Source organism: Stenotrophomonas sp. FR010 (assembly GCF_047520755.2).
GTDB lineage: Bacteria > Pseudomonadota > Gammaproteobacteria > Xanthomonadales > Xanthomonadaceae > Stenotrophomonas > Stenotrophomonas sepilia.
This window is the reverse complement of sequence record NZ_JAXBQT020000016.1, coordinates 18134-36000: the sequence shown is the minus strand read 5'-3', so window position 1 is coordinate 36000 and position 17867 is coordinate 18134. Positions and strand designations below refer to the sequence as shown.

Here is a 17867-nt window from a genome sequence, read left to right as displayed (position 1 = left end):
GCGGCTCAGGCCGCGACCAGGGGCGCCAGGGCCTGGCGCAATTGCGGCAGCGGCAGGGTCTGCAGGCGCAGGCCGTTGCCGCCGATCACGGTGGGGATGGACCGGATGCCGAGCGCGGCAGCGTCGGCGCGATCGGCCTGCACGCGCTGGCGCACCGCGTCGCTGCGCATGTGGTCAGCGAAGGCGCCACGTGGATGGCCCAGCGATTCGGCAATATCCAGCAGCACTTCGGCATCGCCGATGTTGCGGTGCTGGTGTAGGTGTGCCCATTGCACCGCGTCGAACATCGCGCCATGGGCATCATTGCCACCGATCAGTCCTGCGGCCTGGCAGGCCAGTGCGCCGAGCCAGCCGGAGGGATACTCGAAGTCCTGTGCGCGCATGCCTTCGATATCGATGCGCGCGGTGTCTTCATGCGCGGCGCAGTCGGTCCAGTGGCGCAGGATGATCGCCTTGGCGCGCGCCATCGAGCCGAACACCTCGACCATCTGCGCGCGCGAATCCTGCAGCACGAAGCTGCGGTGGCGCACCTGGATGCCGAGTTCGGCCGATACCTGCTGCAGGCGCGGGGCCAGCACGAAGCACCAGCCGCAGACCACGTCGTGGAAGAAATCGACCACCGGCGCTGCGGTGGCGGGGGAAGGAACGGAAGACATCTGCCTGCCATCGGTGAGAGGGGAGGCGGCAGAGTAGGCAGCGCGGCGTGGCCGAAACAGCACGCTGCGGGCAGCTCAGTTTTCGCTGGCGGTTACGAATCCAGACCGGCGCAGCCGGGCAGCTCGGCGTGCAGGAAGTCGATGAAGGCACGCACCTTGGGCTGCAGATGGCGCGAGGTGGGGTAGACCGCATGCACGAAGCGCGGCGGATAGCGATGGTCGGGCAGCACCTGCTGCAGTTCGCCACGGGCCAGCGCTGGTGCCGCCAGGAACGAGGGCAGGGCGCCGATGCCCATGCCGGCCACCAGCAGGTCACGCAATAGCAGGCTGTTGTTGACGGTCACGCGTGCCGGCAGGGTGATCGTCACCTGCCCATCCGGGCCGAGCAGCGGCCAACTGCCGGGCGAGTCGGACAGGCTGTAGGCCAGCACGCTATGCGCCTGCAGATCGCCTACTGCCTGGGGTGCCGGATGCTGCTGCAGGTAGGACGGCGCCGCGCACAGCACCTGCTGCAGCGAGGCCAGCCGGCGTGCCACCAGTCGTGAGTCATCAAGCTCAGCGCGCAATCGTAGCGACACATCGAAACCCTCGCCGACCGCATCGAGCAGGCGGTCTTCCATCACCAGGTCCAGCGACAGCTGCGGATGCTGCTGCAGGAAGCGGGGCAGTAGCGGCGACAGCGTGCTCAGCGCGAACGACTGCGGCACATTGACGCGCAGGCGCCCGGTCACCTCGCCACGCTGCTCGGCGATGCCACGTTCCAGCGCTTCCAGCTCGTCGAGCAGGCGGCAGCATTCGCGGTAATAGGCGTGGCCGGTTTCGGTCAGGCTCATGCGCCGCGTGGTCCGCTGCAGCAGTACCACGCCCAGATGCGCTTCCAGCGTGCGCAGCTGTTTGCTGAGCCCGGCGGGCGACATGCCCAGGTCTTCGGCGGCACGAGCGAGCCCGCCGCGTTCGACGATGCGGCGGAAGGCACGCATCAGGTTGAAGGAATCCATGCCGGTCCCGGGCGCGATGAGGGCGCCATTGTAGATCCACGCCATGCGTGGATGTGGGAAACGCGGTGCGGCAGGGTTGCGCCGTTTGTTCAAGCCGGCAACCCGCACGTGGCGCCAGCATGCAGGCCCCTCATTTCCCGGGTTGCCCATGAAGCACTGGATCCTGCGCCTGTATGCCCCGTTGTTCCTGCTGGGGTTCGTTGCCACTGCCGTCGTCTGGGTCGGCCACTGCCATGGCGATCCGTTGTGGCTGCTGGCCCTGCTGGCGATCGCCATTGCGGTCTCGTTCGTCGCTGAGCGCGCCTGGCCGTATGACCCTGCGTTCAACCATGACCAGGGCGACCGTGTGCGTGATGCCCTGCACGCGCTGGTCAACGAGAGCCTGAACCTGCTGTCGATCGCCACGGTGCCGCTGCTGGCGGCGATCATTCCGTGGCAGGTCTGGCCGCTGCAGTGGCCGTTCGCGCTGCAGGTACTGGTGGCGATCATCGCTGCCGATCTCGGCATCACCCTGGTGCACTACGCAAGCCATCGCATCGGCTGGTTGTGGCGCCTGCATGCGGTGCATCACAGCGTGACCCGCATGTACGGATTCAACGGGCTGATGAAACACCCACTGCACCAGGCGGCCGAAGCGGTGGGAGGTGTGCTGCCATTGTTGCTGCTGGGCCTACCGATGCCGGTGGCGGCGGTGCTGGCGTTTGCCATCGCCATCCAGCTGCTGCTGCAGCACTCCAACGTGGACATGCGCCCGGGTGTGCTGGGCCGGGTGATGGCGTGGGCACCGCTGCATCGCTTCCATCACATGCGTTACGGCACCGCCGGTGACGTCAACTTCGGCCTGTTCCTGACCGCATGGGATCATCTGCTGGGGACCGCCTTCGATGCGCCCGGTTATCGGCTGCAGCAATGTGATCTCGGCATCGGCAGCCAACCGGACTATCCGCGCGATTACGCGGGGCAGCTGCTGGCGCCGTTTCGTGAACTGCCGCATGGCGAGGTGCCGGAGCTGCCCGAAGGCCTGCGCAGGCGCGGGTGATCGGCCGTGTCAGGTCGCGCGCAACTGCAGGCCCTGCAGCTGTGCGGCACCGATGCCGAACATGCGGCGCAGGCTGCGCGAGAGATGGGCCAGGTCGGCGAAGCCGGCGGCATGCGCGCTGGCGGTCAGACTGTGCCCCTGCAGGTGGTGCGCGAGCGCGGTACGCAAACGCTGCCACAGCACCCAGCCGCGCAGGGTCACCGCCAGGTCGGACTGGAAACGCCGGTGCAGCTGGCTGGTCGACAGGTGCGCGGCTCCGGCGATGTCGGCAGCCGGCACCGGGCCAGGCAGGTAGTGGCTGATGCGGGCCAGCGCCGCCTCTACCCGCCGGTCCAGTGGCTGCGCGCGGCTCAGCCGTGGCAGCCAGCGGTGCAGCCCGGCCGCAGTGCCGGGCAGCGAGTGCAGGTGCTGCTGGATCTGTTCGAGGTCGGCATGCGCCGGCTCAAGGAACACCGTGCAGCCCGCGTCCGGTGCCGACAGGATCGCGTGCGGCCGGAACGACGGCACCCACAGCCGTTGGCCCTGCTGGCGCACACCGTCGATCTCGACGTGCCAGGGAGTGGCTTCGCTCAACAGCAGCTGATGGGCATAGTGCGCGTGTACATCGCTGTCACCGGCACGCCCCTGCAACACGGCCACGTGAGCATCCAGCAGCAGCGTGCCATTCCAGGGCAGGGCGGGGGAGGGCATGGAGGGATTGTAGATCCACACCATGCGTGGATGAATCTCCATCGAAATCGAGTAATTCGACGATTGATCGAAGAGCATCCACGCATGGCGTGGATCTACTGCAGATTGCGACGAACTGTCGAAGGCGGGGTGGGTCCGGTTGCGGGGGCGTGAGCGCCATGGATGGCGCGACCGAGCCTCCAGGGACGGATTCACGGCGTCCCCCGCAACCGGACCCACCCCGCCATCCCACAGGAAGCCCGCTTTTGCTTCGGCTGTTGCTTCTGAGGTTGCCGGCCAGCGGCCGGCACTACCGCGGGGGCCGGGCGCAGCCTGGCCGTTCGCCCCCTCACCGCCCCTGCGGATCCGGCCGGTGATGCACGTACTCGACCACCGTGCCATCGGGATGCACCGCATTGAACGCCGCCCCGGTCGGGACCACCTGCAACGGGAAGATGATCTCGGCGCCGGCGGCAACCAGTTTGTCGTGATAAGGCCGAACGTCATCGACCAGCAGTGTCCCCGTGGTCGAGGTGAACGGCGCCAGCGCCGCCTCGCTGCCCTCGATCAACAGGAACGCACCGACCATGGCCAGGCGCAGCCCGGCCTCCGGAAACGGAAAGCCCGCATCGGCCACCACGCCCTGCAGCTGCTCGTAGAAGGACACGCTGCGTTCCAGCTCACCGGGGGCCACGAACACCCGGATCAGCACGCGCGGTGCGCGCTGGCTGGAGGTATCGCAGCGGTCGCGCCAGAGATGGTCGAAGTCGCGGTGGACGGTCATGGGCTCGGTTCGTGGCCAGGGACCTTCATTATCGGCAGCCTCGCACGGCGCGCTGATGACCGCCGGTGATGGCCTGATAACTGCAGGCTGGGATCGCCCCTGTGACTTAGGTCCTGTTGACAGGTGTGAACGCCCTCGCACAATCTTCACAGGATTGGGTCGCCCTGCGCGGCCCGGGCAGGCAGGTTGTCACGCCGGGAGGAGGGTCCCGCGCGCAGACCGGCCCGTCCTTCGGCCTGCGGGAGGTTGCCTGGCAACCCCTGCGCGGCATGAACGCTGCACCCTTCGGCGGCACTTTCCCTGGACCGATTGCCTTGGCAACGGAATTACGCCCGTCGATGAAAACGTTTACAAAGCAGCTTGTACTGTCCCTGGCCCTGTCCGCTGCACTGGCCGCTCCGGCCTGGGCCGACCCTGCCGCGTTCACCGTGCTGACCCTGGAACAGGCCCCGACCGCCGAGGCGATGCCGGCCCTGGCCGCCCAGCTGAAGACCCTGCAGGTGGACGCGGTGAGCGTGCGCCAGGTGCAGCGCGGCATCGGCCAGGTCGATCCGCTGCAGGTGCTGGCCGACGGACTGGGTTACGAATACCGCTTCATTGCTGCGGGCAGGGATGATGGCCAGACCCAGCGCGGCCAGGCCGTACTGACCCGGCTGCCGATCGCCGCTGAATCCGGCCCGGACCAGCCGGGCCTGAACTACCTGCGCCTGGACGATGGCCGCCACACCGTGGCGGTCTATACCGATGCCGGTGCGGGTGCCACGCAGCTGCCAGCGCTGGTCACCCGTTCGCGGCTGGGTGCACCGGCGGTGCTGCTCGGCGCGGTGGCCGGTGAATCGGCCAAGGCCGCCGGCTTCGATCCGGCGCGTGTGGCGCTGGAAGCCGATGCCAGCTATTTCAGCGATGGTTTCCAGGCCGCCAGCAGCGCGCCGTTCAAGGTGGAAGGCAGCGCCTTGCGCGCCACCCTGCTGACACTGGCCTATGCCGCCGACACGCATGGCGACAGGCCGTGGATGGACACCACCCTCAACGCCGATGCGCGCGCCGCGCTGCTGCTGAAGGCGATGACCGAGGATGAGAAGTTCCAGATGCTGCACAGCTACTTCGGGCTGGGCAAGGATGGTGGCCCACTGCCGGAAGGCGCGGTCGGTTCGGCCGGTTTCGTGCCTGGCGTGGCGCGGCTGGGCATTCCGTCGCAGCAGTCGGCCGATGCCGGCGTCGGCGTGACCAATCCGGGCGGCATCCGCCCGGGTGATTTCGCCACGGCGATGCCATCGGGCCCATCCACCGCGTCCAGCTGGAACCGCGAAGTGGCTTTCGCCGGTGGCGCGACCATGGGCCGCGAGGCGTGGCAGCAGCGCTTCAACATCCTGCTGTCGGGCAGCGTCAACCTGCAGCGCGATCCACGCAACGGCCGCAACTTCGAATATGCCGGTGAGGACCCGCTGCTGGCCGGTTCGATGGTCGGCGCGCTGATCCAGGGCGTGCAGAGCCAGCACGTGATCTCCTCGATGAAGCACTTCGCGCTGAACGACATGGAGACCCGGCGCAACTTCCACGACGTGCGCATCGGCGAACAGGCCATGCACGAGTCGGACCTGCTGGCGTTCGAGATTGCGCTGGAGGCTGGCCGCCCGGGCGTGGCGATGTGCTCGTACAACAAGATCAACGGCACCTACGGCTGCGAGAACGGCTACCTGATGAACCAGGTGCTGAAGCAGGAATGGAAGTTCCCCGGTTTCGTGATGTCCGACTGGGGCGGCGTGCACAGCGGTTCGAAGGCGGCGCTGGCCGGCCTGGACCAGCAGTCGGCCGGTGAAGTGTTCGACGCAGCGGTGTTCTTCGACGAACCGCTGCGTCTGGCCGTGCATGGCGGCGTGGTGCCGCAGGCGCGCCTGAATGACATGGTCACGCGCATCCTGCGCACGATGTTCCTGCACGGCAACTTCGACAACCCGCCGCAGCACCAGAAGGTGGATGCCGAGGCCGGCTTCGCCGTGGCCCAGCGCACGGTGGAAGAGGGCAGCGTGCTGCTGCGCAATGAAGGCAACCTGCTGCCGCTGGCCGACAGCGTGAAGCGCATTGTCATCATCGGTGGCCACGCCGACAAGGGCGTGATCGGTGGCGGTGGTTCGTCGATGGTGGGCGTGACCGCCAAGGGCACCAACGCGGTGCCGGGCGTACTGCCGACCACCTGGCCGGGCCCGGTGATCTTCCACCCGTCCTCGCCGCTGGAATCGCTGCGTGCGGCGCGCCCTGACGCAACCATCGAGTATGTGGACGGGACCAATGCCGCCGCTGCGGCCAGGGCCGCCGCGCAGGCCGATGTGGCCATTGTGTTTGCCACGCAGTGGGCCGCCGAATCGGTGGACCTGCCGGACATGCAGCTGCCGGACAACCAGGACGCACTGATCTCGGCGGTGGCCGCGGCAAACCCGAAGACCGTGCTGGTGCTGGAAACCAACGGCCCGGTGCGCACCCCTTGGCTGGGGCAGGTGCCAGCGATGCTGCAGGCCTGGTACCCGGGCATCCGCGGCGGCGAAGGCATCGCCGCGCTGCTGACCGGTCAGGTCAATCCGTCGGGCCGCCTGCCGGTGACCTGGGTGACGGACGAATCGCAGCTGCCGCGCCCGCATATCGATGGCCTCGGCTTCAAGCCGGCCAAGCCGTTCGGTGATGTGTTCGATTTCGATATCGAAGGCGCCAACGTCGGCTACAAGTGGATGGCGGTCAAGGGCCTGACCCCGACCTTCGCCTTTGGCCATGGCCTGTCCTACACCTCGTTCGCCTATGACAACCTGAAGGTGAGCGTGGAAGGCTCGCGCCTGGTCGCCAGCGTCGATATCCGCAATACCGGCAAGCGCGCCGGCGCCGACGTGGCCCAGCTGTACCTGAAGCTGCCGGCCGGCAGCACCACGCCGATCCGCCTGATCGGCTACGACAAGGTGAACCTGCAGCCGGGCGAACAGCGCCGCATCCGCATCGAAGCCGAGCCGAAGACCCTGGCCCACTACGATGCACAGGCGCGCCAGTGGAAGATCGACGGTGGCACCTACCAGGTGCAGCTGTCGCGCAATGCCGCCGAGCCGCTGCAGACGGTAGATGTGCAGCTGGTGGAGCAGGTGCTGCGCTGATGCCTGACGACACGGCCCGCACAGGGCCGTGTCCGTTCGTGGTGTTCCTGTAGAGCCGAGCCCACGCTCGGCTGATGAACGGTCAATCGAACCGACGGGCAGCCGAGCATGGACTCGGCTCTACAAAGGTGCGGTGCCGAACCACCTGCGCAGGAAATCGATCAGCTGCCGCACCTTCGGTGAAGGCTGCGAACTGTGCGGATAGACCGCGTAGACACTCTGCTGCGGGAAGCGGTGCTGGCGCAGCACCGGGCGCAGCCGGTCCTGGGCCAGGTCGTCCTCGATCAGCCAGCGTGGCAGCACGGTGACCCCGGCGCCGGCCAAGGCGAACGCGCGCAGGCTGCTGGCACCATCCACGCGTACCACGGCGTTGCCCGGGTTGGTGGCAAACAAGGCATCGCTGCCGTCAGGTGCAACCACCGGCACATCGGCCAGGCGCGGATAGCCCAGGCGGGGCAGGGTGCCCAGCAGTACTGGATCATCGGCAGCCTCGGCAGAGGGCAGGCGCGCCAGCAGTGACGGCGCCGCCACCGCGTACAGCGGGTGGCGCTCCAGTTCATTGGCGTGCAGGCCCGAGTCCGGCAGGCGGCCGAGGCGAATCGCCAGGTCGAAGCGTTCGGGAATGAGGTCCGCTGGCGCTGGAGAAGTTGAAAGGTGCAGCTGCAGGGCCGGGTGCTGCGCGCGGAACGCCTCCAACGCGGGAATCAGGCGTAGCTGGGCGTACTCCGGTGTGGTGGTCAGGCGCAGCACGCCCTGCAGCTGGTGCTGGTCGTGGCGCGCGGCATCGATCGCCGCCTGCGCAGCATCCAGTGCCTGCACGCAATGTTGCAGGAACTGCTCGCCGGCCTCGGTCAGGGACAGGTGGCGGGTACTGCGCAACAGCAGGGTCACGCCCAGCTCCTGCTCCAGCCGCTTCAGGTTGAAGCTGACCACCGCGCGGCTGAGGCCGAGCCGATCGGCCGCAGCGGTCAGGCTGCCGGCTTCGACCACGGCACGGAAGATATCGAAGCGATCGAGGCTGACCATGGCGATTCATTGTCAAAACAGATTTGACAGTGTTGCAGCTGCCGTCGTGTTTTTCCAATGGGGTCCGGGCGGCATGCTGGCTGCTTCCTCGCTGGAGCGCCGCCGATGCCGTCCCCCCGCCTGCGCCATGAGGCGATCTTCCTGCTGGTATTCGCCCTGGATCTGGTCAACATGTTCATCGCCACGGTGGCCTATCCGGCATTGGCAGCGGAGCTGCACGCCGACGTGAGCACCCTGGCCTGGGTCGGCACGGCGTACATGCTGGGCCTGAGCATGGTGATTCCGCTGGCGCCGTGGCTGGCCGCACGCTGTGGCGAGCGTCGCTTGCTGCTGGCGGCGTTGCTGTTGTTCGCGGTCGCCGCTGTGCTGGCTGGCGCAGCGCCAGGAATCGGCTGGCTGCTCGGCTGGCGCCTGCTGCAGGGCCTGGCCGGTGGCCTGCTGATTCCCGTGGCGCAAGCCGCAGCGTACCGGCAATGCACGCCCGACCAACGTGGCGCGCTGACCCGCCGCATCCTGCTGGTGGCGCTGCTGGTGCCAGCACTGGCGCCGGCGCTGGGCGGGCTGCTGGTGCAGTGGCTGTCCTGGCGCGGTGTGCTCTGGGCCAGCCTGCCGTTGGCGGTAGCGGTCATCGGTCTGGTGCTGGCCTGGATGCCGGCCGATGGCGCGCGCAGTGCGCCGCGCCTGCAGGACTATGCCCTGTCCACCGCGATGCTGGCGCTGGGTGCGCTGCTGCTGGCGCTGACCTGGCTGGGCGAATCGGGACATCGCGGTGCAGGTGCCGTGTTGCTGCTGGCCGCGCTGTTGCTGGCGGCGACGCACCTGCGACATGCACGTCGGCAGGCGCAGCCACTGCTGCGCTGGTCGCTGCTGTCCCATCGCGGGCTGCGGCTGGCGATGCTGGTGTATCTCGCCGTACCAGGTGTGTTCATCGGCAGCCAACTGGTCAGTACCCTGCAATTGCACCACGCCGGTTACAGCGCGGCACGCATCGGCGCGCTGATGCTGCCCTGGGCGCTGGCTGCGGCCATCGCGATCATGGCCAGCAAGCGCCTGCTGGCTCGCTTCGGTCCGGCCGCGGTACTGCGCGCCGGCATGCTCCTGCAGGCCAGCGGCCTGTTGTTGATGGCGCTGCTGCCGCAGCCGGCCTTCGTGCTGGCCGGATTGTTGTTCGCGTTGATGGGCGCCGGCGGCAGCCTGTGCAGCAGCACCGCGCAGACGCTGGCCTTCCATGGCGTGGAAGGTGAGGCGTTGGGCGATGCCAGTGCACTCTGGAACCTCAACCGCCAGCTCAGCTTCTGCCTCGGCACCGCCGCCATCGCACTGCTGCTGGCATTGGCCATGCAATGGCTGCCGGAACGCGCCACCAGCGTGGCGCTGGGTTTGGCCGCTGCAATGACGCTGCTGCCGATGACGCTGCTGCGCCGGTCGGACGCAGTTTCCCTTTCCCAACCCGAGAATGCTTGATGGACATCAGTGCAGAACATGAAATCCACCTCCTGCACGACAAGCTGCAGGCTTGGTTCCGTGCCGACGTCGGCACCGATGCGCTGGAGGATCTGATGGCGCACTTCAGTGCGGACTTCAGCATGGTCGGTATCTCAGGACGCCGAATGGACCGGAAGGCCGTGCAGGCGCTGTTCGTGGGCGGCCATGGCGCGGGTCCGGGGCTGCTGATTTCCATACAGGCCGTGCAGGCGGTGGAGGCGCCATCACCGCTGGCGGTGCTGCGCTATCGCGAAGGGCATTCGGTCGACGGCGGCGCACCCGCATGGCGGGAGTCGTTGGCGGTACTGAGGCACGAGCAGGGGCGCTGGTGCTGGCTGGCGCTGCATGAGGTGACGGCAGCCTGATGCTGTAGAGCCGAGCCCACGCTCGGCTGCTCTTCGGAGGTTGCAGTGGCCCCAGCCGAGCGTGGGCTCGGCTCTACAACGGCCAGATGGATGTGTGCCCGTCGGGCCGCACATGTGCCATCAGTCCTGCCTGCATCGACCGAAGAATGCAAAGCCTGCACACACTTCACGGCGCCAGGCAGGAGTAGGCTTGAAGCTTTCCTGCCGGGAGGGGTTGTCCATGCGTGTGCGTGCCGTCGCTGTAGCCATTGCCCTTTGCCTGTCCAGCACCGTGCTGGCCGCCGATACCCCGCCGATGACCCCGGATATCAGCGGCAAGCCGTTCGTTGCCCCGGATGTCGGTCGCGACTACGACAAGCGCGTGGTGATGGTGCCGATGCGTGATGGCACCAAGCTGTACACGGTGATCGTGGTGCCCAAGGGCGCCCACAATGCGCCGATTCTGCTGACCCGGACCCCCTATGATGCTGCCGGTCGCGCCAGCCGCAGTGATTCGCCGCGCATGCGCGACCTGTTGCCGCAGGGTGACGAGGTGTTTGTCGACGGCGGCTACATCCGCGTGTTCCAGGATATCCGCGGCAAGCATGGCTCCGAGGGCGATTACGTGATGACCCGGCCGCTGCGCGGGCCATTGAACAACACCCAGGTCGACCATTCCACCGACGCCTGGGACACCATCGACTGGTTGGTGAAGAACGTGCCGGAGAGCAATGGCAAGGTCGGCATGCTCGGCTCGTCGTACGAGGGCTTCACCGTGGTGATGGCGCTGACCGACCCGCACCCGGCACTGAAGGTGGCCGCACCACAGAGCCCGATGGTCGATGGTTGGATGGGCGACGACTGGCTCAATTACGGTGCGTTCCGCCAGGTCAACTTCAACTACTTCGCCATGCAGACCGAGAAGCGCGGCAAGGGTACGCCGCTGCCCAGCCTCGGCTACGACGACTACAGCACCTTCCTGCGCATCGGTTCGGCCGGTGACTATGCGCGCTTCACCGGCGTGGACCAGCTGACCTGGTGGAAGAAGCTGGTCGAGCATCCGGCCTATGACGGCTTCTGGCAGGGCCAGGCGCTGGACGCGGTGATGGCAAGGACACCGCTGAAGGTGCCGACCATGTGGCTGCAGGGCCTGTGGGACCAGGAGGACATGTGGGGTGCCAACCACGCCTATCAGGCGATGGAAGGACGCGATAGCGGCAACAACCGCAATTACCTGGAGATGGGCCCGTGGCGACACAGCCAGGTGAACTACAGCGGCAGCGAACTGGGTGCGCTGAAGTTCGACGGCGATACCGCGCTGCAGTTCCGCCGCGACGTGCTCAAGCCCTTCTTCGACCAGTACCTGGTGGATGGCGCGCCGAAGGCCGATACGCCACCGGTGCTGATCTACAACACCGGCGAAAACCACTGGGACCGCTTGAAGGGTTGGCCGCGCAGCTGCGACAAGGGGTGTGCCGCCAGCAGCAAGCCGCTGTACCTGCGCGCCGGCGGCAAGCTGGCGTTCCAGGCACCGGCGGCGGGCGAGGGTGATTTCGAGGAATACGTGTCCGACCCGGCCAAGCCGGTGCCGTTCGTGCCGCGCCCGGTGCGCTTCGGTGACCGCGACATGTGGACCACCTGGCTGGTCAAGGACCAGCGCTTTGTCGATGGTCGCCCGGACGTGCTGACCTTCATCACCGAACCGCTGACCGCGCCGCTGCGCATCGGCGGCGCGCCGGTGGTGCACCTGCAGGCCTCGACCAGCGGCACCGACAGCGACTGGGTGGTGAAGCTGATCGACGTGTATCCGGACCAGGAAGCGTCGACGCCGGAAATGGGGGGCTATGAGTTGCCGGTGTCGCTGGCGATCTTCCGTGGCCGCTACCGCGAGAGCTTCAGCGATCCGAAGCCGCTGCCCGCCAACCAGGTGCTGCCGTACCGTTTTGACCTGCCCAACGCCAACCACACGTTCCAGAAGGGCCACCGGGTGATGGTGCAGGTGCAGTCCAGCCTGTTCCCGTTGTACGACCGCAACCCGCAGACCTACGTGCCGAACATCTACCTGGCCAAGCCGGGCGATTACCAGAAGGCCACGCAGCGCGTGTGGCACAGCGCGGCGCAGGCCAGCTACATCGATCTACCGGTGTATTGAGGCCCGCAGGGTGACGCCGGGCCGTGCCTGGTAGCACGTGGTAGTGCCGGTCGCTGGCCGGCATCGGCGATGGCGCGAGAGCGTGTCGACCAAGGTCGACACCTACCGGGGCTGAGTCATGGCAGGTTGATTCAGGCGGGTGTGGTAGTGCCGGCCGCTGGCCGGCATCGGCGATGGCGCAGGAGCGTGTCGACCAAGGTCGACACCTACCAAAGCTGGGCCATGGCATGCCGATCGACCAAGGTCGACACCTACCGGGCAGAGGCTTTCAGCCGACCTTCGAGGGGCCCGTACGCCAGCGGCTGGGGACCAGGCCGAAGCGCTTGCGGAACGCGGCGGCGAAGTTGCTGGGGTGGCGGTAGCCGCTGGCGGCGGCAGCCTGCTCGACGGTCCATCCGTTTTCGCGCAGGCCCTGTTCGGCATGGCGCATGCGCTGCTCATGCAGGTAGTCGAACACCGAGCTTCCATATTGCTGGGCAAAATGGCGGCGCAAGGAGCTGGGGCTCATGCAGGCCAGCTGGGCCAGTTCGATCAGGCTGTGGGCATGGCTGGGGTCGTCATGCAGATAGCTGCGCACTCGCTCCAGCCGCTCGCGCTGGCCGGCGCGCAGCGTGCGTATATGCTCGGTCTGCATATCCTCGGCCTGCAGGCCGACGGCCAACACCTGCAGGGCCACGCCTTCGCGCCACAGCGCATCGATGTCGTCCTGCCAGGGGCTGTCGAACAATTGGGCGAGCGTCGGCAGCAAGGCATGCGGAATGGCCCAGTGGCGGCACTGCAGAGGGGAATGAAGGACCCGTTGCAGTGCCGGCAGGCGCAGCATGTCCACGTCCAGATCGGCCGGTACGCTCAAGCTGACCCCGCGCAGGTGGCTGCCACCGGGATGCAGCCCGGCCATCGACACAGGTTCATGGTGGCTGGTGGTCATGCCTGTGCCGGCGCGCAGGGTGAACCCCTTGCGACGAGGAAACTGGACATCCACTTCGCCCTGAAGCATCAGGCGGATGGTCAGGCCGGCACCGTGCACAGCGGTGGCCGTGTAGGTGAACCGGTTGTGCACGTCCGAGGCGATCAGGCCCAGGCCACCGCGCAGTGACTGTTCGTGGACGTCGCCACGCCCTGCCCATTGGTCGTCGCGCAGTTCACTCCCTTCGATCCGGTAGTCGTAGCCATGGCGTTCGCCGAACTGGCGGTAATCAGCAAAAGTGAAATATCGGGACATCGCTCTGCGCAAACACAGGTTGAATTGAATGTGTCGAAGAATCTGGAAGCGTTTCCCATTGTCGCCGCGATTCGCGCGCTTTTGACTTCGATAAGGTCAAAACGATTGGCGATTACGGCCAAAGTGAAAATGCCGAAGAACATACGCCGGCGTTTTGCACGCATATCCGTACGTAGTTCCATACATAAACTGCGGTTGAGGTTTCATGGCTGGAACGATCTGGAGATGCGATGTCAGCCCGACCATCACGGGCGTGCGCGTAGGGTGGGTGGGTTGGCTGTTGCAGGCCACTTTGATACCCCCACCGATGGAGAATGGAGATGATTGATTACCAGTTGACCGGCAAGACCGCGATCGTGACCGGCGGCGTGTCGGGCATCGGCCTGGCCGTGGCCCAGACACTGGCCACATCCGGTGCCCGTATCTCGGTCTGGGACCTGAAGCAGGATGCGGTGGATGCGACCGTGGCGCAGTTGCGCAATTCGGGTGCACAGGCCATCGGCATCGCGCTGGACGTCACCGACGAGGCGGCGGTGGAGGCAGCGGTGCAGTGCACGATCAAGGAACTCGACGGCCTGCACGTGGCGGTCAACAACGCCGGCATCAGCGGGCCGGCGGCCAGCAGCGGCGACTATCCGATTGATGGCTGGCAGCGCGTGATCGATGTCAACCTCACCAGCGTGTTCCTGTGCCAGCGTGCGCAGATCCAGGCCATGCGCGCGGCCGGCACGGGCGGCAGCATCATCAACATGGCCTCGATCCTGGGCCAGGTGGGCTATGCCGGTTCCACTGCGTACGTGGCGGCCAAGCACGGCGTGGTCGGGCTGACCCAGACCGCCGCCTGGGAGCATGCGGCCGACGGCATTCGTGTCAACGCGGTCGGCCCGGGCTTCATCAGCACGCCACTGCTGGAGAAGATGGACCCGAAGGTGCGCGCCACGCTGGAAGGGCGGCACGCGTTGAAGCGGCTGGGTACGCCGGAGGAAGTGGCCGCATTGGTAGCCTGGCTGGCCAGCGACGATGCCTCGTTCGCGACCGGCACGTACTACGCCATCGATGGTGGCTACCTCGCGCAGTGAGCGAATGCGGCCCGCAGATCCACGCCATGCGTGGATGAAAGCGGGCGGTGAAGAAGGCGTGCCATGGCCTTCACCGCCGTCCCACAATCGCCGCGCGACGCTGCGGGAAAATTCCGGAGCTTGCCCATGGAACTCACCCAGGATGTCTCGATCCTGCTGCGCGTAGCCGCAGCGATGCTGTTCGGCGGTGTGCTCGGTGTCGAGCGGGAAATGGGCAAGCACGCCGCCGGCCTGCGTACGCACATGCTCATTGCCGGAGCGGCGGCATTGATCGTCGGTCTCGGCGACTCGGTGGCCGAGCATTTCCAGCAGGAGCGTTACCGCGACCTGCTGCAGGTTGATCCGGTGCGCCTGATCGAAGCGGTGGTGGCCTGCGTCGGCTTCGTGGCCGCTGGCACCATTCTGCGCGGCTCACGCGAGGACCAGGTCAGCGGCTTGACCACGGCCAGTTCGCTGATCATGGCGGCGGCGATCGGGATTGCGGTGGGGATCAGCAAGTACGTGATCGCGATCGGGGTCAGCGTGCTGTGCGTGCTGGTGCTGGCGGTGATGCGGCGGTTGGAGAAACGGATCTCGTAGGGCAGGTCGAGTTGCCGGCCAGCGGCCGGCACCACCATGAAGGCTCCAATGGTCAGACCAATAAAGGGCTAGCCCTATGGTCTAATAGGCTCTTTGTCGGAGTAGCGGTTAAATCCGCTGCAAGTGGTCTGATCGCAATCATTAATGGTAATACCAATGATCGACGGCCACGGCGACCCACCGCCTGCGGTGGGCTCCTTCCGTTTCCAGTCGAGAGTCTTCATGCACCCCTGGCAACACCTGTACGACCCCGCCGGCAACCTGTGGTTGTCGAGCCTGATCGCGCTGCTGCCGATCGCGTTCTTCTTCGTTGCCCTGGCCGTGCTGCGCATGAAGGGCTGGCTGGCCGGCACGATCACCGTGGCCATCGCACTCGGCGTGGCCCTGTTGTTCTACCGCATGCCGTTGCCCCAGGCGCTGGGCGCGGCCGGCTTCGGTTTCGTCTACGGCCTGTGGCCCATCGCGTGGATCATCATCGGTGCGGTGTTCCTCTACAAAGTTTCGGTCAAGACCGGGCAATTCGACATCATCCGCGCCTCGATCCTGTCCGTGACTGAAGACCAGCGCCTGCAGATGCTGATGGTCGGCTTCGCCTTTGGCGCCTTCCTGGAAGGTGCGGCCGGTTTCGGTGCGCCAGTGGCGATCACCGCGGCGCTGCTGGTCGGGCTGGGCTTCAAGCCGCTGTATGCCGCCGGCCTGTGCCTGATCGTCAACACCGCGCCGGTAGCGTTCGGCGCGATGGGCATTCCGATCATCGTGGCCGGGCAGGTCACCGGCCTGGATGCATTCGAGATCGGCCAGATGGCCGGTCGCCAGCTGCCGTTCCTGACCATCATCGTGCTGTTCTGGATCATGGCGATCATGGATGGCTGGCGCGGCATCAAGGAAACCTGGCCGGCGGTGCTGGTGGCCGGTGGCTCGTTCGCCATCGCGCAGTACCTGACCTCCAACTTCATCGGCCCGGAGCTGCCGGACATCACCGCCTCGCTGGCGTCGCTGGTGTGCCTGACCCTGTTCCTGCGCCGCTGGAAGCCGGTACGGATCTTCCGTTTCGACATCGAAACCAGCGCCGAGGCGGCCGCACAGGCGCTGGAGGCACCGCTCCACAGCGTCGGCCAGATCGCCAGGGCATGGTCGCCGTTCCTGATCCTCACCGCGATGGTCACGCTGTGGAGCATCAAGCCGTTCAAGTCGCTGTTCGCGGCGGGCGGCCCGCTGGAAGGCTGGGTGCTGAAGATCCCGGTGCCAGGCCTGGACCAGCTGGTGCAGAAGATGCCACCGATCGTGGCTGCGCCGCTGAGCTATGAAGCCATCTACAAGTTCGACTGGTTCTCGGCCACCGGTACCTCGATCATCCTGGCCGCGTTGATCGCCATCATCGCGCTGCGCATGCCGGTCCGTTCGGCGCTGCAGACCTTCGGCGAGACCGTGCGTGAGCTGCGCATGCCGATCTACTCGATTGGCATGGTGCTGGCGTTCGCCTTCATCGCCAACTACTCGGGACTGTCTGCCACGTTGGCCCTGGCGCTGGCGCATACCGGCGACGCGTTCCCGTTCTTCTCACCGTTCCTGGGCTGGCTGGGCGTGTTCCTGACCGGTTCGGACACCTCGTCCAATGCCTTGTTCTCGGCACTGCAGGCCACCACCGCACAGCAGATCGGCGTGTCCGACGTGCTGCTGGTAGCGGCCAACACCACCGGCGGTGTCACCGGCAAGATGATCTCGCCGCAGTCGATCGCCATTGCCTGCGCGGCGGTCGGCCTGGCCGGCAAGGAGTCGGATCTGTTCCGCTTCACGGTCAAGCACAGCCTGATCTTCACCACGATGGTCGGCCTGATCACCCTGGCCCAGGCTTACTGGCTGACCTGGATGATTCCCTGAGCCATGCGCGGCTGGCCGACCACCCGCTGCGCGCTTCGGGCCACAATGGCGCCATGAGCACGCAACGTATTTCGGACAAGGTGGCCGCGCAGCTGCGCGGCCTGGTGCAGGAACAACGGCTGCAGCCGGGTGACCGGCTGCCGGCCGAGCGCACCCTGGCGGTGCAGCTGGGGGTCTCGCGCACGGCCTTGCGCGAGGCCATCGCGCAGCTGGCCAGCCAGGGTCTGTTGACCGCACGGGTCGGTGGCGGCACCTACGTGGCCGAGCCTGCGGCACGCGCGCGGCAGGCGCTGGATGAACCGCTGGCGCCGTACCTGCCGCTGTTCCAGGGCGACCCGGAATACCGCTTCGACGTGCTGGAGATCCGCCACGCGCTGGAAGGTGCCACCGCCTGGCATGCGGCGCTGCGTGCCACCGACGAGGACCGCGCGCGCATCGCACAGGCCTTCCAGACCATGATGGACGCGCACGGCAAGGACGACCCCACCGGCGAAGCCGAGGCCGACGCGGCCTTCCACCTGTCCATCGCCGAGGCCTCGCACAATCTGGTGCTGCTGCAGGTGATGCGCGGGCTGTTCGAACTGCTGCAGACCAACATCTCGCAGAGCCGCGAAAAGCTCTACACCTCGGCGAGGACCTTCTCGCCGCTGTCCGACCAGCACCGCGAGATGATGGATGCGGTGCTGGCCGGCGACCCCGAACGCGCGCGCGCCGCCGCGCATGCCCACCTCGAGTTCGTGCACACCACACTGCGCACCCTCGATGACAACGAAGCCCGGCGTGCGCGGGCCTCGCGCCTGCCTTCCCCCTACGGTTGAC

The 17867-nt window shown here is 66.9% G+C and carries 15 protein-coding genes; 9 read left to right on the top strand and 6 right to left on the bottom strand.

Annotated features, from left to right (window positions below):
* Positions 1-5 precede the first annotated feature (5 nt).
* Both ACM0PK_RS15095 and ACM0PK_RS15090 read right to left on the bottom strand, forming a co-directional pair.
* Positions 6-656, bottom strand: coding sequence for a DsbA family oxidoreductase (locus ACM0PK_RS15095; RefSeq protein ID WP_061479094.1), 651 nt, complete (start codon positions 654-656; stop codon positions 6-8).
* Positions 657-748: 92 nt separating this feature from the next.
* Complete coding sequence (locus ACM0PK_RS15090) at positions 749-1699, bottom strand: LysR family transcriptional regulator (RefSeq protein ID WP_172412164.1); 951 nt, start codon at positions 1697-1699, stop codon at positions 749-751.
* Positions 1700-1802: 103 nt separating this feature from the next.
* Between ACM0PK_RS15090 and ACM0PK_RS15085 the strand changes: the two genes are divergently transcribed.
* Positions 1803-2693, top strand: coding sequence for a sterol desaturase family protein (locus ACM0PK_RS15085; RefSeq protein ID WP_088497897.1), 891 nt, complete (start codon positions 1803-1805; stop codon positions 2691-2693).
* Between the two features lie 9 nt (positions 2694-2702).
* Here ACM0PK_RS15085 and ACM0PK_RS15080 read toward each other — a convergent pair whose 3' ends face one another.
* Both ACM0PK_RS15080 and ACM0PK_RS15075 read right to left on the bottom strand, forming a co-directional pair.
* Positions 2703-3407, bottom strand: a complete 705-nt coding sequence (locus ACM0PK_RS15080) for an AraC family transcriptional regulator (protein ID WP_065178503.1) — start codon at positions 3405-3407, stop codon at positions 2703-2705.
* Between the two features lie 304 nt (positions 3408-3711).
* Positions 3712-4146 carry a VOC family protein gene (locus tag ACM0PK_RS15075; protein ID WP_005417059.1) on the bottom strand — a complete coding sequence of 145 codons (435 nt, stop codon included), beginning with the start codon at positions 4144-4146 and terminating at the stop codon, positions 3712-3714.
* Between the two features lie 338 nt (positions 4147-4484).
* Here ACM0PK_RS15075 and ACM0PK_RS15070 point away from each other — a divergent pair, with 338 nt between their 5' ends.
* Positions 4485-7280: a beta-glucosidase family protein gene (locus ACM0PK_RS15070; RefSeq protein ID WP_414607667.1), complete on the top strand. Its 2796-nt coding sequence runs from the start codon at positions 4485-4487 to the stop codon at positions 7278-7280.
* Positions 7281-7400: 120 nt separating this feature from the next.
* On the opposite strand, the gene ACM0PK_RS15065 is transcribed toward ACM0PK_RS15070, so the two are convergent.
* Positions 7401-8306, bottom strand: a complete 906-nt coding sequence (locus ACM0PK_RS15065; RefSeq protein WP_414607668.1) for a LysR family transcriptional regulator — start codon at positions 8304-8306, stop codon at positions 7401-7403.
* A gap of 105 nt (positions 8307-8411) precedes the next feature.
* On the opposite strand from ACM0PK_RS15065, the gene ACM0PK_RS15060 reads away from it, so the two are divergent.
* From ACM0PK_RS15060 to ACM0PK_RS15050, 3 genes are all read left to right on the top strand, one after another.
* A complete protein-coding gene (locus ACM0PK_RS15060) occupies positions 8412-9770 on the top strand; it encodes an MFS transporter (RefSeq protein WP_414607669.1) in 1359 nt (452 codons plus the stop codon).
* Positions 9770-10156 (top strand): DUF4440 domain-containing protein, encoded by a 387-nt coding sequence (locus tag ACM0PK_RS15055; RefSeq protein WP_414607670.1) that lies wholly within the window; start codon positions 9770-9772, stop codon positions 10154-10156. Before ACM0PK_RS15060 ends, ACM0PK_RS15055 begins: the two co-directional genes overlap by 1 nt.
* A 220-nt stretch (positions 10157-10376) precedes the next feature.
* On the top strand, positions 10377-12287 hold the full coding sequence (locus tag ACM0PK_RS15050) for a CocE/NonD family hydrolase (RefSeq protein WP_414607671.1): 1911 nt from the start codon (positions 10377-10379) through the stop codon (positions 12285-12287).
* Positions 12288-12555: 268 nt separating this feature from the next.
* Here ACM0PK_RS15050 and ACM0PK_RS15045 read toward each other — a convergent pair whose 3' ends face one another.
* Positions 12556-13509, bottom strand: a complete 954-nt coding sequence (locus ACM0PK_RS15045) for a helix-turn-helix transcriptional regulator (protein ID WP_053499560.1) — start codon at positions 13507-13509, stop codon at positions 12556-12558.
* A gap of 320 nt (positions 13510-13829) precedes the next feature.
* Here ACM0PK_RS15045 and ACM0PK_RS15040 point away from each other — a divergent pair, with 320 nt between their 5' ends.
* The 4 genes from ACM0PK_RS15040 (at position 13830) to lldR (ending at position 17866) form a co-directional block, all read left to right on the top strand.
* Positions 13830-14588, top strand: a complete 759-nt coding sequence (locus tag ACM0PK_RS15040) for an SDR family NAD(P)-dependent oxidoreductase (protein WP_065196114.1) — start codon at positions 13830-13832, stop codon at positions 14586-14588.
* A gap of 126 nt (positions 14589-14714) precedes the next feature.
* On the top strand, positions 14715-15167 hold the full coding sequence (locus tag ACM0PK_RS15035; protein WP_005413774.1) for an MgtC/SapB family protein: 453 nt from the start codon (positions 14715-14717) through the stop codon (positions 15165-15167).
* 222 nt (positions 15168-15389) lie between these two features.
* On the top strand, positions 15390-17048 hold the full coding sequence (lldP, locus tag ACM0PK_RS15030) for an L-lactate permease (protein WP_414607672.1): 1659 nt from the start codon (positions 15390-15392) through the stop codon (positions 17046-17048).
* Between the two features lie 53 nt (positions 17049-17101).
* Positions 17102-17866: a transcriptional regulator LldR gene (lldR, locus tag ACM0PK_RS15025; protein ID WP_414607673.1), complete on the top strand. Its 765-nt coding sequence runs from the start codon at positions 17102-17104 to the stop codon at positions 17864-17866.
* Position 17867 lies beyond the last annotated feature (1 nt).